The sequence below is a fragment of the uncultured Polaribacter sp. genome (assembly GCF_947497695.1).
Taxonomy (GTDB): domain Bacteria; phylum Bacteroidota; class Bacteroidia; order Flavobacteriales; family Flavobacteriaceae; genus Polaribacter.
This window is the reverse complement of sequence record NZ_CANMHM010000002.1, coordinates 242,780-260,018: the sequence shown is the minus strand read 5'-3', so window position 1 is coordinate 260,018 and position 17,239 is coordinate 242,780. Positions and strand designations below refer to the sequence as shown.

Annotated in this window: 15 protein-coding genes; 7 read left to right on the top strand and 8 right to left on the bottom strand. The window is 28.5% G+C overall.

The window, feature by feature from the left end:
- Positions 1-12 precede the first annotated feature (12 nt).
- From gldL to Q0731_RS03405, 4 genes are all read left to right on the top strand, one after another.
- Positions 13-660 (top strand): gliding motility protein GldL, encoded by a 648-nt coding sequence (gldL, locus tag Q0731_RS03420; protein WP_299059895.1) that lies wholly within the window; start codon positions 13-15, stop codon positions 658-660.
- Positions 661-707: 47 nt separating this feature from the next.
- Entirely contained in the window at positions 708-2,237 is a 1,530-nt protein-coding gene (gene gldM, locus Q0731_RS03415) for a gliding motility protein GldM (RefSeq protein ID WP_299059892.1), read from the top strand.
- A gap of 17 nt (positions 2,238-2,254) precedes the next feature.
- Positions 2,255-3,109 (top strand): gliding motility protein GldN, encoded by an 855-nt coding sequence (gene gldN / locus Q0731_RS03410; protein WP_299059889.1) that lies wholly within the window; start codon positions 2,255-2,257, stop codon positions 3,107-3,109.
- Between the two features lie 196 nt (positions 3,110-3,305).
- Positions 3,306-4,376 carry an FAD-binding oxidoreductase gene (locus tag Q0731_RS03405; protein ID WP_299059886.1) on the top strand — a complete coding sequence of 357 codons (1,071 nt, stop codon included), beginning with the start codon at positions 3,306-3,308 and terminating at the stop codon, positions 4,374-4,376.
- A 157-nt stretch (positions 4,377-4,533) separates the two neighbouring features.
- Here the strand turns inward: Q0731_RS03405 and Q0731_RS03400 are convergent, their stop codons facing one another.
- Positions 4,534-4,923, bottom strand: coding sequence for a DUF983 domain-containing protein (locus Q0731_RS03400; protein WP_299059883.1), 390 nt, complete (start codon positions 4,921-4,923; stop codon positions 4,534-4,536).
- A 76-nt stretch (positions 4,924-4,999) separates the two neighbouring features.
- Here Q0731_RS03400 and Q0731_RS03395 point away from each other — a divergent pair, with 76 nt between their 5' ends.
- The 3 genes from Q0731_RS03395 to Q0731_RS03385 all read left to right on the top strand — a co-directional run bounded on the left by Q0731_RS03395 (position 5,000) and on the right by Q0731_RS03385 (position 9,002).
- Positions 5,000-6,916, top strand: coding sequence for an ABC-F family ATP-binding cassette domain-containing protein (locus tag Q0731_RS03395; RefSeq protein ID WP_299059880.1), 1,917 nt, complete (start codon positions 5,000-5,002; stop codon positions 6,914-6,916).
- Between the two features lie 260 nt (positions 6,917-7,176).
- Positions 7,177-8,136: a pyridoxal-phosphate dependent enzyme gene (locus Q0731_RS03390; RefSeq protein WP_299059878.1), complete on the top strand. Its 960-nt coding sequence runs from the start codon at positions 7,177-7,179 to the stop codon at positions 8,134-8,136.
- Positions 8,133-9,002 carry a glucosaminidase domain-containing protein gene (locus tag Q0731_RS03385; RefSeq protein WP_299059875.1) on the top strand — a complete coding sequence of 290 codons (870 nt, stop codon included), beginning with the start codon at positions 8,133-8,135 and terminating at the stop codon, positions 9,000-9,002. The genes Q0731_RS03390 and Q0731_RS03385 overlap by 4 nt, the downstream gene beginning before the upstream one ends.
- A gap of 5 nt (positions 9,003-9,007) precedes the next feature.
- Here Q0731_RS03385 and Q0731_RS03380 read toward each other — a convergent pair whose 3' ends face one another.
- From Q0731_RS03380 to Q0731_RS03350, 7 genes are all read right to left on the bottom strand, one after another.
- Positions 9,008-9,823 (bottom strand): HAD family hydrolase, encoded by an 816-nt coding sequence (locus tag Q0731_RS03380; protein WP_299059872.1) that lies wholly within the window; start codon positions 9,821-9,823, stop codon positions 9,008-9,010.
- 21 nt (positions 9,824-9,844) lie between these two features.
- Positions 9,845-10,873 (bottom strand): LacI family DNA-binding transcriptional regulator, encoded by a 1,029-nt coding sequence (locus Q0731_RS03375; RefSeq protein WP_299060365.1) that lies wholly within the window; start codon positions 10,871-10,873, stop codon positions 9,845-9,847.
- Positions 10,874-10,930: 57 nt separating this feature from the next.
- Positions 10,931-12,307, bottom strand: coding sequence for a mannosyltransferase (locus tag Q0731_RS03370; protein WP_299059869.1), 1,377 nt, complete (start codon positions 12,305-12,307; stop codon positions 10,931-10,933).
- Positions 12,307-13,797: a cellulose synthase family protein gene (locus Q0731_RS03365; RefSeq protein ID WP_299059866.1), complete on the bottom strand. Its 1,491-nt coding sequence runs from the start codon at positions 13,795-13,797 to the stop codon at positions 12,307-12,309. Before Q0731_RS03365 ends, Q0731_RS03370 begins: the two co-directional genes overlap by 1 nt.
- The gene (locus tag Q0731_RS03360) at positions 13,797-14,492 is read right to left on the bottom strand and encodes a glycosyltransferase family 2 protein (RefSeq protein ID WP_299059863.1); all 696 of its coding nucleotides are present in this window, start codon (positions 14,490-14,492) and stop codon (positions 13,797-13,799) included. The genes Q0731_RS03365 and Q0731_RS03360 overlap by 1 nt, the downstream gene beginning before the upstream one ends.
- Positions 14,489-15,331, bottom strand: a complete 843-nt coding sequence (locus Q0731_RS03355) for a hypothetical protein (protein ID WP_299059860.1) — start codon at positions 15,329-15,331, stop codon at positions 14,489-14,491. The genes Q0731_RS03360 and Q0731_RS03355 overlap by 4 nt, the downstream gene beginning before the upstream one ends.
- 236 nt (positions 15,332-15,567) lie before the next feature.
- On the bottom strand, positions 15,568-17,187 hold the full coding sequence (locus Q0731_RS03350) for a 4Fe-4S dicluster domain-containing protein (protein WP_299059857.1): 1,620 nt from the start codon (positions 17,185-17,187) through the stop codon (positions 15,568-15,570).
- Positions 17,188-17,239: the final 52 nt, after the last annotated feature.

Below are 17,239 nucleotides of genomic sequence, written 5' to 3'. Positions count from 1 at the left end.
GAAGTATATATTATGGCACAGTCAAGAGCGTATAAAAGAGGAATGAATTTTGTTTATGGAATGGGAGCAGCAGTAGTTATTATTGGTGCATTATTTAAGATTCAGCATATATCTTATGGTCCTTTAACAGGTGGTTTAATGTTAACAATAGGATTAGTTGTAGAAGCATTGGTTTTTGCAATATCTGCTTTTGACACTCCAGAAGATGATTTAGATTGGTCTAAAGTATATCCTGAGTTAGGTATAGATGGTGTTGCAGCTGATTCAGAAATAGAAGTAGCAGAAGTGGGAGATCAAGGTTTATTATCACAAAAACTAGATAATTTATTAAAAGAAGCCAAAATAGATTCTAACTTAATGGCAAGTTTAGGTGCAAGTATGAAAAATTTTCAAGGAGCTGCAGAAGGATTATCTGCTGCATCAGAGACAGTTTCACATACAAATAAATATAATGAGCAAGTAGCTATGGCAGCAACGCAAATGGAAACATTAAATGATTTGTATAAAGTACAATTAGAAAGTGCAAGCGTACAATCTGAATTAAATGGAGCTGTGGTAGAAAATACAGAAAAATTAAAAGAACAAATGGAGTCTTTAGCACAAAATTTATCTTCTTTAAATAGCGTTTATGGAGGTATGCTTTCTGCAATGTCTAAATAATCAATAGTTAAATAAATAGAATATTAACTTAAAAGAAATTAATTAGAATGGCAGGAGGTAAAATGTCCGCAAGACAGAAAATGATAAATCTTATGTATCTTGTATTTATTGCAATGTTAGCAATGAATATGAGTAAAGAAGTTTTATCTTCTTTTGGTTTTATGAATGAGAAATTGACTGAGAATAATATTTCAACAACGGCCAAAAACAATGAAGCTTATGCTAATTTAGCAACAAAAGCTTCTGAACAAGCAGCAAAATTTGGACCATTAAAACTAAAAGCTGATAAAATAAAACAATATTCGGCAGATTTTTATCAGTATTTAGAAGAATTAAAATCTAAAATGACAGCTGATATTGTAGATAAAAAAGATTATGAGTCAATGGATAAAACTGCTTTTTTAGATGAATATTTCTTTAAAGGTGATAAATTTACTAAAGAAGGTAATGAGTTCTTAGCTAAAATTAATGGATACAGAACAGATGTTAATGCAGTTTTAGGAAATGGAAATAAGTTTTCTTCTGTATTAGATAAAAGATTCTCTACAAAAGCACAAACAAACAGAGATGATAAAAAAATCCCTTGGTTAGAATATCGATATAAAGGTTTTCCTTTGGTGGCTTCTTTAGCTAATATAACCCAAATGCAAGCTGATATTAAAAACACAGAAAGTGATATAATATCTAACCTGTTGGGTGGTAAATTAGAGGAGGCGTTGTCTCTAAATAATTATAAAGGAATTGTTAGTTTAGATAAGTCTGCTTATTTTGCAGGAGAAAAAGTTAAAGGTCAAGTAGTTTTAGGACGTTATGACGCAACTTTAGTGCCCAATAAAGTGATTTTAAATGGTAGAGATGCTACAAGTTTAGTTAAAGACGGACAAGTAGTTTTAAATATGCCTGCAGGTAACGTAGGAGAAAAAACAATTAAAGGAACTATATTTTTCAAGGAAAATGGAGAAGACGTTCCTGTTGAGTTTAATAGTAAATATTCTGTTATAGCTGAACCTAGTGCAGCTGTTGTTTCTGCTGATAAAATGAATGTAGTATATAGAGGTTTAAGTAACCCTATTTCTGTTTCTTTACCTGGAGTAAGTGATAATAATATTAGAGTTTCTGCAACAGGTGGTAGTTTATCTGGTAGTGGAGGTAAATATACAATTAGACCTTCCTCTGGTAATACTGTAAATATTAATGTAAGTGCTACTTTAAGTAGTGGTAATACAGTAAACTCTAGTAGTACTTTTAGAATTAAAGACATTCCTGCAGCAATGGGTTCTGTTAGAGGTAAATATGGTACTGTTAGAATGCCAAGATCAGGATTACTTAATTCACCTATTAGTGCAGGTTTACCTGATTTTGAATTTGATTTACAAATTAATGTACAGAGTTTTAAAATTAAAGTGCCTGGCCAATTAACTATAATTGTTAATGGAACTCGTTTAAGTGATGCTGCTAAAAGAGTTTTAGGTAAAGCTAGAAGAGGAGACCAAATTAATATTTACGATATTAAAGCATCAGCTAATGGTTTTAACCTTAAAAAAGTTTTACCAGTTAATATTGAATTAACAAACTAGAATTAAAAGAATAAAATATGTTTAAAAATTGTTTATTACTATTTTTCGTTTTGATGATAAGTGGTTCAATAAATGCGCAAGCAAATCTATTGAACGCAAAAAAGATTGCTCAAATAGGAGTGAAAAATAAGGAAACATTAATTACTGATAATGATGGCCCTTTACCTTATGGATATATTGATGATAGAGATATATTGTGGTCTAAAGTAGTTTGGGAGTTTGTAGATTTGAATCAAAAAATAAATTTACCTTATTATTATCCAATTGATACTACAAATATATCTACATACAGAAGATCTTTGTTTGATACCCTTGTAAAAGGAATTAGACAAGGTAAAATTACTGAAGCATACACAGATTCCTTTTTTAATACAAAAATTACAAAAGAAGAAATTAATGATCGTTTGGTAAATGTAAGAACAGAAGATGGGTATTCTGATACTTATACCTTACAGTCTGCTGATATTGGTGGTTATATGATAAAAGGTGTTTGGTATTTTGATAAAAGACAAGCTGAATTAAAATACAGATTGTTGGCTTTAGCACCCATGGGAAAAGATGTACAAACTCTTGGACTTGAAGACATTGAAGATCAAAATTTATACGAATTATTTTGGGTGTTTTTTCCTTCTGCAAGAGAAGTATTGCATGATGTTAAAATATTTAACCCAAAAAACGCTTCTCATCCAATTTCTTTTGACCACTTATTAAATGCAAGAAGATTTAGTGGTACAATTGTAAAAGAAGAAAATATGTATGGTAACAGAGGTATTAAAGATTATGTGAGAGGTAGTGCTTTATTCCAACTACTAGAAGCTGATAAGATTAAAGAAGACATAAGAAATAGAGAAATGGATATGTGGAATTATTAATTATTCGCATTTTATAATATTTAAAACGTTCCAAACTTTTGGAACGTTTTTTTTTGATGCTATTTTGATACAAGAACCTTTTTGTATTATCAATTTCAATTTTTTGAGTAGCTATTACTAAGAATAAATTTAGTAAATTTTTTAAGTATCAATTTTAGTTTAAAAAAGAAATAACAAAAACGCGTATTTTTATACCATGAAAGTAGATTATATTATAGTTGGTTTAGGTTTAGCTGGTTTGGCTTTTGCTGAGGAGTTAATAGCTGCAAACAAAACATTTTTAGTGTTTGAGGATGCTTCCCAAACATCATCATTAGTTGCAGGAGGTGTATATAACCCAGTTATCTTAAAGCGATTTACACCAGTTTGGAATGCTAAAGAACAATTAGAAATTGCAATTCCTTTTTACAATAAAATTGAAGAGAAGTTAAATATAATTGTTGATGAAAAATTTATTATTAAAAAAGCTTTTAAATCAATAGAAGATCAGAATAATTGGTTCAGTGCTCTAGATAAACCAAGGTTAGTTGATTATTTAGATCCTAAATTAGATGAGAATTCTTATAATGGAGTTGTTGCAGACTTTAGTTTTGGAAATGTAAATGAAGCTGGTAGAGTTGACACTGCAAAACTAATAAAAGAGTATATAGCTTATTTAAACGCAAAAAAAATAATACGTTTTGAGAAGTTTAATTATGATGTACTTAAAATTGAAGAAGAAATATTGACTTATAAAGACATTAATGCTTCTAAAATTGTTTTTTGTGAAGGTTTTGGTGTTAAACAAAATCCATATTTTAATTATTTGCCTTTAAATGAAGCAAAAGGAGAGTTGATAACAATTCATGCACCTGAATTGAATATCGATTTTTTATTAAAATCGACTCTTTTTGTCTTACCTATTGGAGATAACAACTATAAAGTGGGGGCTACTTTTAATTGGACTGATAAAACCTCTAAACCTTCTGAAGAAGGAAAACAAGAATTGGTAGATAAACTAAAAAAGGTGATTGATGTGCCTTATACTATTGTAGATCAAACAGCTGGTATAAGACCTACTGTTTCTGGCAGAAGACCTTTGGTTGGTATACATCCATTATATGATAATTTAATTGTTTTGAATGGTTTAGGAACTCGTGGAGTTATGATTGCACCAACTGTTGCTAAGAATTTGTTTAATTATTTGTACAATGAAGCACCTTTAGATGAAGAAATAGATATTATTCGTTTTAAACATCTTTATGAGAAAAGTATAAAGAAGGAATAGCTTTAAGAAATTTTCTAAATTACAAGAACTGTATTTTGGAGTTTTCAATATGCGTTAAGGATTGAACGGTCTGTTTGAGCTCTTTTCTTCGTGCTGATTTTTATCAGCACGAAGAAAAAGCGAGTAGTGAAAGCCTGTTTAAACGCCCAAATACCTATTATTTTACTTTTTTTACAGCATCTTTGTCATAACTCACAAACATATTTATCCAAATTATTCTTGCCAAACGTAAGTTAAAGGGAACTAATACTACCAAGGCAATTATAATTGCTGCAAAAGACTGTAAAAGTGATGCATTAAAAATAAGTGTAGCAATTAAAAATGTAACAATTGAAATTGCTACTGTTAAACCATAATTAACATACATAGCACCATAAAAGAAAGAAGGTTCCATCATGTATTTTAAATTACAACATTCGCAATTATCATGTATTTTAGTTACTTTATTAGGATTATATGTAAATTTACTGACATAGAATTCCCCTTGATGGCATCTAGGACACTTAGCTCTTAAAATACTATACAATTTGCTTCCTTTTTTAAACATAATAGACTATAAATTTGTATACTTTTGCAAATATAGAGTTTTAAACTTTTTTCTTAAGTAACAATTATTACAATACATGTTAAACGTACATAATTTAACAGTTTCTTTTATGGGAACTGATTTATTTTCAGGAATTACATTCAAACTAAACAAAGGAGATAGAATTGGTTTGATTGGTAAAAATGGGGCAGGAAAATCTACGCTTTTAAAAGTGCTTTCTAAAGATATTGAAACGAGTGGAGGAACAATGGCTTTTGATAAAGATATTAGAATGGGGTTTTTAAGACAAGATATTGATTTTGTTGAAGGAAGAACCATTTTAGAAGAAGCTTACCAAGCCTTTGAAGAAATTAAAGAAATTGAGTTAAAACTTGATGAAATTAATGAACAATTAGCAACTAGAACAGATTATGAAAGTGATGGTTACAGTGATTTAATTGTTGATTTAACAGAGAATACTGAACGTTATGAACTGTTGGGTGGTTACAATTATCAAGGAGATACAGAGAAAATATTACAAGGTTTAGGTTTTCAAAGAGAAGATTTTGATAAATTGACAAATACTTTTTCTGGAGGTTGGAGAATGCGTATAGAATTGGCAAAATTACTTTTACAGAATAATGATATTTTGTTATTAGATGAGCCAACAAATCATTTAGATATAGAATCTATTATTTGGTTAGAAAACTTTTTAAAAGGATATTCTGGTGCTATTGTTTTGGTGTCTCATGATAAAATGTTTTTAGATAATGTAACCAATAGAACTATTGAAATTTCTTTAGGTCAGATTTACGATTACAAAAAACCATATTCTCAGTTTTTATTATTAAGAGGAGAAATTAAAGAAAAGCAACTACAGGCTCAGAAAAATCAAGAGAAAGAAATTAAACAAAAACAACATTTAATAAACAAGTTTAAAGCCAAAGCAAGTAAGGCTTCTATGGCACAATCTTTAATGAAACAACTAGATAAAGTTGAATTAATAGAGGTTGACCAAGATGATAACCAAGCCATGAATGTTCGTTTTGCTATTTCTAAAGAACCTGGTAAAATTATTGTAGAAGCAGAAAATCTTTGCAAAAGTTATGGAGATAAGCATGTTTTAGAAAATGTAGATTTATTAATTGAAAGAAATAGTAAAATTGCTTTTGTAGGTCAAAACGGACAAGGGAAATCTACATTAGCAAAAATGATGGTAGGTGAAATTCCTTTTAAGGGAAACTTAAAGTTGGGGCATAATGTAGAAGTTGGTTATTTTGCTCAAAACCAATCTGAAGAATTACCCCCAGAAAAAACAGTGTTAGAAATTATGGAAGATGCTGCAACAGATACTAACAGAATGCGTGTTAGAGATATGTTAGGTTCTTTCTTGTTTGGTGGCGATGCTGTAGATAAAAAAGCCAAAGTGCTTTCTGGAGGAGAAAGAAATAGACTTGCTTTGTGTAAATTATTATTACAACCTTTTAATGTATTAATAATGGATGAGCCAACCAATCACTTAGATATAGCCTCTAAAACGGTTTTAAAAGAAGCTCTAAACAATTTTAATGGAACTTTAATTGTAGTTTCTCACGATAGAGACTTTTTACAAGGATTAACCAATACTGTTTATGGTTTTAAAGATAAAGTTATTAAAGAATATTTAGGTGATATTGACTATTTTTTAGAGCAACATCAGCTTGAAAACCTGAGAGAAGCAGAAAAAAGAACAGTGGTTAAGGTTGATAAACCTACAGATAAAAAAGAGGCACAACAATTATCTAGAGAGCAAGAAAAACAATTAAAGAAATTAAAAAACAAACTTTCTAACATTGAAACTGAAATTGCAGATTTAGAAACTGAAATTGCTAAAATAGATTTAGAATTAGCAAATAACTATGATGAAGTTTCTACTAGACCTAATTTCTTTGAAAAATACAAAGCTAAAAAAGCTAAAGTAGATACTTTAATGGAACGTTGGGAAACTGTAGAAGCAGAAGTTGCTAGTTTTTAGTTTAGCAGAAGTTTTGGTTTGTTTAAACTGTTTTATGTACTGGGATAAAAGTATAATCTAACTTTATTTTTTTCTTATTTGAAAATTAATTAATAATATAGTTAAATATCTGTCATTTTACCTTCTTAAAGATTCTCTTTTATTAATACATTTAAAAACAGTATAATCAATAAATACTATTGTATTTTTTTATTTTATAAGCAGCTTTTGTTCTTTATCAAATTATTATCTACTATTTTTGCAACATTAAATTTTTAAGATTGACTGATACAACTAATTCTTTTTTTGACAGTGAGGTAATCACTGAAAATCAACAAATTTTTCTACCTATATTAGAGGAAAAAAAAGTAGCTCTTTTTATAAAAAGAGAAGATTTAATCCACTCATTTGTTTCTGGTAATAAATTCAGAAAATTAAAATACAATTTACAAGAAGCTAAAAAATTGAAAAAGAATGCAGTACTTACTTTTGGAGGTGCACATTCTAATCATATTGTAGCAACAGCTGTAGCTGGAAAAATGGTAGGACTAAAAACTTTTGGAATTATTAGAGGCGATGAATTAGGCAAAAACATTACACAAACTTTAGAAGAAAACGCAACTTTAAGAGAGGCTCATGAAAACGGAATGAAGTTTCATTTTGTTTCAAGAGAATTATACCGTCAAAAAACTTCATTTGGTTTTATTGAAAAAATGAAAAATAAATGGGGTGATTTCTATTTAATTCCTGAAGGAGGAACCAACGGTTTGGCTGTAGAAGGTTGTGAAGAAATTTTAACAAAAGAAGACAAACAATTCGATTATATTTGTTCATCAGTAGGAACAGGGGGAACAATTGCAGGAATTATAAAAGCTAAGAAAAAGAAACAAAATGTGCTTGGTTTCCCTGCTTTAAAAGGAAATTTTTTATCCGAAGAAATAAAAAAATATGTTATCAAAGATAAAACTTGGAAACTTCAAAAAGGGTATGATTTTGGTGGTTATGCAAAGTATGATGAAGCTTTAATTGGTTTTATTAATGATTTTAATGCTAAAACAGGTGTTTTACTAGACCCCATTTATACAGGAAAAATGTTATTTGGAATTATAGATTTAATTAAAAAGGATACTTTTGAGCAAGGGACTAAAATTTTAGCGATTCATACAGGAGGTATTCAAGGAATACAAGGAATAAATAAGAAATTAGTACAAAAAAATAAAGAAATAATTAATTGTTTATGAAGTTGAGAATTGTATTTTATGTCTGTTTGTGTTTCTTAGCAAGTTGTAATTCGCCTAAGAAAGCTGTTTTTAATAAGAAAAAACCGGTTAAAGCTTCAACAGAAAAAGTAGTTCAAAAAGTAACTCAGAAACAACCAAAAAAACAACCCAAACAAGTAGTTAAACAAGTTAATAAAAAGGTTTCTTCAGAAAAAAAAGTTACTAAAATCACTAAAAAGATAGCTAACAAAAATCCTAATTTAAACGGAGTTACACTAGCGTATATTAAAAATTATGCATCAATTGCTGTAAGTGAAATGCATAAAAGTAGAATTCCTGCAAGTATAACTTTAGCCCAAGGTATTTTAGAATCTGGAAATGGAAGAAGTGAATTAGCCTCAAAATCAAATAATCATTTTGGAATAAAATGTCATTCTCAATGGCAAGGAGATCGTGTTTATCATGATGATGATACAGCAGGAGAATGTTTTAGAAAATATAAGTATGTAAAGAGTTCTTATAGAGATCATTCTGCATTTTTAACTGATAGAAGTAGATATGCTTTTTTATTCAACTACAAAATAACAGATTATAAAAGTTGGGCTAGAGGTTTAAAAAAAGCAGGTTATGCTTCAGATAAAAATTACCCAAATAAACTGATAAATCTAATTGAAAAGTACAGTTTATATGAATTTGATAAAGGAGCAGGTACTTCTAAAACATTACCATCAAAAACTGTGGTAGCTAATTATTATAAGGTAAAGCAAGGAGATACACTTTATTCTATTGCAAGACTTTTTGGTACTTCAGTTGCAAGAATTAAAGCATTAAATAATTTAGGCAATAGTCAAATTTCTATTGGTCAAGATTTATTAGTAGAGGAGTAGTATGATTAGAAGTTAGTCTTATTTTCTACTAAATGTGCTAGTATTTTTTCTACTCCATAGTTGTCATTACTTTCTGTAGCATAGTTAGCAATTTCTTTAATATCTTTATGAGCATTTTTCATAGCAAAGCTATATTTTGCTTCTTTTAACATCTCTATATCGTTATGATAATCGCCAAAAACCAGAGTTTCTTCTTTTGTGATATTTAATATTTTTTGGACTTTTCTTAACGCATTTCCTTTATTTGCTTGATCTTCTGAAATGTCTAGCCAGTTTTTACCAGAAACTTTGATAAGCATTTCGTTTTCAAAAACCTTAATTTTTGGGTAAATAAACTCTTCAGATGAAATAGAATGGTGGATTGCAATTTTTAGAAATTGTTCAGTATCTATAATTTCAGAAAGGTTTTCAACAATTTTATAGCTGTTATAATATTCTTGAAACATATTGACGAAATCGTGATTTTTAGATTCTATAAAAGCGTCGTTTTTACCACACAACACTATGTTTGTGTTTTTAATAGATTTTAAAACAGGGAATATTTTCTTTATTTTTTCTGCGGATATTGGGCTAGAAACTAAAAGTTCATCCTTCTTTTTTGCAATCCCTCCATTTTCAGCAATTACAAAAATATCATCTTTTATTGGGGCTAATTTCTGTACAATACTGTTGTATTGTCTTCCACTTGCTGCACAAAAAATAATGTTTTGTTTTTGTAGTTTTTCAAATAATGTAAAGAATAAATTACTTACTTCTCCTTTAGAGTTTAGTAATGTACCATCCATATCAGAAACTACTAATTTAACTTTAGATAAATTCATAAGGTGTAAAAAAATAAAGAATTATAGGATTCGTTTGGTAGAATTTCTTTCTACTAAATCTGTTTTAACAACAATGGTTTCAGGTTCTTTTTTAATATCAGATTTATCTTCAAGTCTATTAATTAGTCTTTCTGCAGCTGTAGCTCCCATAATTTCTCCATGTTGGCTAACAGTTGTCATTCTTGGACTAGAATGTCTGGCTAAAATTCCGTTAGAAAATGAAATTACAGAAAAGTTTTGTGGTATTTTATAACCAAGTTTTATTGCAATTTTCATAGCTGCAATTGCAGAAGATTCATCAGTAGCAATTACACTATCAATTGTGTTATTTTTAAAAATTGGTTCTAATATTTTTTCATAATTTTTATAATCATCATCAATATTGATAATTAGGTTTTTTTGTTCTTCAATTTGATGATCTTTTAAGCCTTTTAAATACCCTAATTGTCTTCTTCTTCCAATTTCTAAATTATTTATAGTCGATACAAAAGCAATATTTTTATGTCCTGATTTTACTAAATAAGCAACAGTACTTCTAGCACTGTCAAAATTATCAGTCACAACTTTATCGCATTTTAAACTGTCTGCAACTCTATCAAACATAACAATAGGGGTTCCATTATCTAATACTTGTTGAAAATGCGTAAAATTATTTTTTGAAATAGTTTCTTCTGAGAGGGATAGAATAAACCCATCTATACTTCCGTTAGAAAGCATTTCTATGGTTTCAACTTCTTTTTTAAAAGACTCATTAGAAATACATGAAATTATTTTATAACCTCGATCATTTGCTACTTTTTCTACGCCGTTAAAAACTTGTGCAAAAAAATAATTTAGCATGTTAGGAATAATAATTCCAATTGTTTTTGTTTGCCTGTTTTTTAAACTTAAAGCATTAAAATTAGGCTTGTAATTTTTTTCTTTCGCGTATTTTTGAATTTTAGCTTTGGTACTTACACTAATTTCGTAACTGTCATTAAGAGCCTTAGAAACAGTAGAAATAGACACACCAAATTCCTTTGCAATGTCTTTTATGGTAAGTCTTTTCATCATTCATTCGAAAATTAAAATCTAAAATACAAAAATCCTATAAGATAGCATTGTAAATTAACTATTTTCGATATTAAAATTCTTAGGTTTCTTTAGAAGTTCAAAAATTATAAAACCATAAAGTATTGTATATTCTAAAGCTACAAAATATAGGTTTTCTGTCCAAGGTATGTTTGAATATGCTTGATAACTGAAAATGATTACAATGGTCCAAATTATAGGAAAACGATATTTTGTAAATACACATAAAATTAACGGGGTTGCCAAGTACCAAGGATGCACAGTTGTAGCTGTAAAATAATAGAAACATAAACCAAATAAAAGTGCTGTTATCAACTCAATCATTGATTTATTTTTTCTGTAAAAAGTAATAATAATTAAAAATACAATTGTTAAAAATGGCATTATTTTACCAATAATTGCAATTTCATTATAACCTCTAAACAAATAGCCAATTTCTCTAAAAATATAATAGAAACTGGCATTAAATTCAAAATTTCTAAACCATAAACCTACAGAATTGGTGTAGTTGTCTATAAATTCAGAGGAATAAAAAGGAAGAAATAAGAGGATGGTTGTTGCTATAATAATGCTATAAAAACCCATTAATTTTGTCATTTCTACAGAGGCAGGAATCCATTTTGTTACTGATTTATTTTTTACAAACCATTGAAAAAACAAAGGCAAAAATAACAACGGAATTAATTTTACAGATATAGAACATGCTAATAAAATTGCTGCCCAAATCCATTTTTGTTGCTGTAATTTGTACAAACTAAAGACTAAGAAAAATAACATCACAGGTTCAAAATGTAAATTGCCTGTCATTTCTATAATTATAAAGGGGTTTAGAGCGTACAAAAAAATGTTTTTTACAGGCAAGTTTATGCGTTCTAATATTTTTTTACCAAAATAAAGAATTCCAATATCAGCAAGAATAATAATCAACCTTAAAACAATGATAGATCCTAAAAGACTTTTACTTGCAAATAAAGCAGCAATTAAAAAACAAAGTTGGTTTATTGGTGGGTAATTGGTATAATGGCTCCCATTCATTTCCCCCATTCCTGCATACAAATTGTAAGCATCAAAAATAGGTTGTTTACCTTGTTCTATAAAGGTTTTTGGTAATGATAAATAAGGATTGAATCCTTCTAAAAGCATGCGTCCATCCCAAATAAATCTATAAAAATCTTGTGATAAATTGGGGATTGCAAAAAGGAATATTAACCTAAAAAGTACCACTAAACCAATTAAAGTTGAAATTTGTAGGGTTTTACTTTTGATTAAAAAATAGAAACAGCAAAAAAGAGAAAACCATAAAAACAGAAGTTTGTTAAAATCAGTTCTTTCTAAAAAATAGGCGAAAATAAAATAAAGAATACTGCTAATTAATAGGAGCAATACATTTTTATATTTTGAAAAAAAAGACACTAGGCTTTAGAAAATATAGATTTAAAAAACACGTAACTAAAACCAATAAATAGCATTAAATGAAATGGAAATAAACCAAAATCACCTCCTTGGTTTCCAACAATAAAAGCACTGTACATTCCAAAAACAAAATAAATAGCCAATATACCCTCTAAAACTACATGAATAGATGGCTTTTTTTTAATGTATTTATTGGTTTTCCAGCCATCTTTTAAAGTACCGATATTAAATTTTGGAGTTCTAATAAACTCACTTTTTTTACCAAAATGACCTTCTAACACTGCAATTGTATTGTGTAAAGAAAATCCCATGGCAATAGAAAAGAATGTGAAAAATGAGCCAATATATTTAATAAATTTTACAAAACCACCACCATAAATACTTTTAAACATGTGCCAATAACAAACAAAAAATATCAATGAACTAATTACAAAAAAGCTCATTACATAAAAATAATATTTTAAATGGGTATACTCGTTTTTAATATATAACATTGGTATGCTTAAAACTGCAACCAAGAAAATACAGGTAAACATAGAGCTGTTTAATAAATGTAATAAACTATGAACTTTTGTTTTAAAGGAAACGTTTTTGCTAGTAATAACCCGTTTCATCATTTTCTGAAAATTTTCTGCACCACCTTTATTCCATCGAAATTGTTGTGATCTTGCTGCACTAATTATTACAGGTAATTCTGCTGGAGTTTCAACATCTACTAAATATTTAAATTTCCAATTTTTTAATTGAGCTCTATAGCTTAAGTCTAAATCTTCTGTTAATGTATCTCCTTCCCAATTTCCTGCATCATAAATACATTCTTTTCTCCATAAACCTGCAGTACCATTAAAGTTTATAAAATGACCTTTACTATTTCTGCCTACTTGTTCTAGCGTAAAATGGGCATCTAAAGCAAAAGCTTGTATTTTGGTAAGTGTAGAGTAATTTCTATTGATATGTCCCCATCTTGTTTGTACAACCCCAATTTTAGGATCCTTAAAATAAGGAACTGTTTTATACAACCAATCTGATTTTGGTAAAAAATCGGCATCAAAAATGGCAATAAATTCTCCTTTTGCAATTTTTAATCCTTCTTTTAAAGCACCTGCTTTAAAACCTTGCCTATTAGTTCTTCTAATATGTTGAATATCTATTCCTTGATTTTTAATTTCTTGAATTAGTTGAGCAGTCATTTCAACAGATTCATCAGTAGAATCATCTAAAACCTGAATTTCTAATTTTTCCCTTGGATATTCTAGTTTTGCAATGTTTTTTAACAGACGTTCCATAACATACAATTCATTATAAACAGGGAGTTGTATGGTTACAAAAGGAATTTCTATTGAATTAGAAAAATCAAATTTTTCTGAATTATTTACTTTTTTATTAGCTTTTATGTAGTTAAAAAGTAAGTTTAATTGTGCCAATGCATACATAAAAATAAGCAATAGCGAAATTGAATAAATAAAAATGACAATGTACTCTAAAACCATTATTTGAAACTGTATTTAAAAATCCAACCTAATATTTTAACACCAGCAAAGATACTACCTTTTACTGTACCAGAAACTTTTGATACACCTATTCTATTTCTATATTTCATAGGTATTTCTGTATAACTTAATTTTTGTTTTAACGCTTTTAGCTGCATTTCAACAGTCCAACCATAGGTTTTGTCTTCCATATTTAAAGCTAATAACTTATTGTATTTTATTGCTCTAAAAGGTCCTAAATCCGTAAATTTTGCTCCAAAAAACAGTTTCATTAAAAAAGTTGCCAGCCAATTACCAAAAATTTGTTGTGGTGTCATCGCACCATTTTCTCTTAATTCTTTAACACGAGCACCAATGACAAAATCTATATTATTGTTTATAATTGGGTCAATAATTTCTGTAAGTTGTTCTGGGTAATCAGAATAATCGCCATCTAAAAAAACAATAATATCTGGTTTTATTTTTTGCTTACTGATGTAATCCATGCCTTTTAAACATGCGTAACCATAACCTTTTCTGTTTTCTGATAAAACAGAAGCTCCTGCATTTTTTGCATTGATTACTGTATTATCTGAAGAATTGTTACTGATTACAATAATTTCAGTAACAATTTTAGGAATGTCATTAATAACATTTGCTATGGAATCTTGCTCATTATAAGCAGGGATAATAACTTTAATAATTGGTTGTATCATCTTAAATCATTGAGACTGTTTTCATCTTTAAAAGTAGAAAAGTCTGTCCATTCTTTTAATTTCTTACCTTCTTTGTATTTGGATGCTTTTATCAATTGTTGTTCTTGGTAGATTAAGCAGTACCCATTTTTTTGATTATCTTTAAGTTGGCATTTGTGTTTTACAAAACCTTTATCATTATAAAAAGACCACCAATCATTTTTTAATCCTTTTTTAAAATGTCCTTCTTTTTCTTTGGATGAATTTTGGGCGTAAAAATACCAATATTTGGTTTCTAAATTATCTTTAAAAGTTCCTTCTTTTTTTAGAGCACCATTTTTGTAGTAAAATTTCCAATAATTAACCTTTAAACCTTCATTATAATTTCCTTCACTTTCTTTTTTTCCGTTATTATAAAAAGTAGTCCAAAACCCAACAGGTTTGTTGTTTTTAAAGTTTTCTTTAAATTTTAGCTGTTTATTTTTATGGAAAGCATGCCAAATTTTAGTTTTTAAACCATTTTTAAACCATCCTTTTTCGGCAACATTTTTATTAGAGTGGTAAAAATACCAAAAACCATTTTTTAAATTGTTTACATAATTTCCTTCCGAAACTTTTAAACCATCTTCATTATAATTTTCCCAAAAAAGAATTTTAGCCCCATTAAAAAAAGTTCCTTTATTTTTTATGCTGCCATTTTCGTTATAAAAATACCAAAAACCATCTTTGAATCCTTTTTTATAATTTCCTTTAGAAGCAATTTTGTTATTTGGATGATATGTTAGCCAATAATTACTTTTTTTATGATTTAATAACCAACCTTCTTCTCTTATTGAACCATTCTCAAAGTATTTTTTCACATATTTTTTTTGTGAAAAAAGAGGGGGAATCATCAACAGTAAAAAGAAAATTAATATAAAATGTTTCATTACTATGTTTTATCTTTCAATACATTAATTACACAGCTGTCTATGTTTAGACTGTTTGTTTATAAAGTTTAAAAATGATTTTTATGTGTGTAATTTGTTTTGGAATCCTACAAAATTAATGACTATTTTTAGAGTTGCTTATTAAAATTAAATACAATCTTTACTCACTACTTGTTTACCAATTCCATTAAATCTACATCGTTTCCTAATAAAATTTCTGTAGGGTTAATTCTACCTTTTTCTGGACCGTTTTCTAATTTTAACACACCTCTTGGGCAAACTGCAGAACAAACTCCACAACCAACACAGCTAGAACGTACAATGTTCTCACCTTTTTGTGCATAAGCTCTCACATCAATTCCTTGCTCACAATAGGTAGAGCAATTTCCGCAAGAAATACATTGGCCTCCATTTGTAGAAATTCTAAATCTAGATTTAAAGCGTTGTACAAAACCTAAATATGCAGCTAAAGGACAGCCAAATCTACACCAAACTCTATTACCAAAAATAGGGTAGAACCCAGTACCAATTACACCAGCAAAAATAGATCCTATTAAAAAGCCATAAATATCTTTTATAGTTTGTGTTTGTATTCCTAAAACAACTCCTTTTTGTGTAAAGAAAGTATATAGGGCAAAGCCAGTCATTACTAAAACAAAAATAAGTACAGAATGAATTATAATACGTTCTACTCTCCAAGAAAGTAAGGTTTTACTAGAAAGTTGTCTGTAAGGATCGCCTAATGTTTCTGCCAAACCACCACAACCACAAACCCAAGAACAATACCATCTTTTACCAAAAAAATAGACCATTACTGGCACAATAACAATTGTTAAAACAATACCCCAAACTAAAATAAATAAACCAAAACCACCACTTGCTAAAAGTTCTTTTAAATTCCATTGAAAGAAAAAATCATAATCTAATGGAAACGCATTTTTAAAATCGTACCAAGGCTTATTAAATCTTACTAAAATTTCTGGAATTAAGAATGCAAAAACAATTTGAAAAAATAAAACAGACGTAGTTCTTAAAATTTGATATTTGTTATGGCGATATTTTATATACATTCTAATAGCCATAACCGTCATAACAACACAGTATAAAAACCCATATAAAAACCATTGACCTGCAGGATTACCGCTTATTGATATACTGATAGGATCTACTAAATACACCCAGTTTACTATATAATCTGGATAAAAATATAAAAGAATATAAAAGGTTACTAAAAATATAAAAGCAAACCAACCAATCCAACCACGATTTGTTGCTGCATTTAAAAAGATACCATCATTTTTTATACCTGGTTTTCCTAATAAAATAACATCTGGTATAATAAACATTAATGCTCCAATGATGCCTAGGCCAAAAGTTAAAAACCAAGCCAATGCTGTATTTTCTGCCGCAAAACCTTTACCGGCTTTTTTTGCAAGTGTAAAACTTAAACTATGGGGTTTATCAGATATTTTATATTGATATTGCTCCCCTTTTTTAGCCCAGTTTTTTTCTGAATTGTATTTAGAAATTAACTTATTGTAATGGTTGTTAGAGGTTTCTAAAGCTGTAGTTACTCCACTTGAAAATTCGAAAATATTTAAATCTTTATTTTCTACAATAGTATTTTTTAGTTGCGTTTTTATTACCTCACTTTTAAATCCTTTTTCTTTGATAAAAGTATCTAATTCAGATTGTGTTAGGCTAAAAGTACCTGTAAATATAATTCCTATAAAAGTGGCTAACCCTATTAAAAAGATGATTAAACCTGATTGTTTTATGATTTTCAAAATTGTGTTATATTTTGGAGTTTTAATTAAAATTGTGATGACTATAAATAAT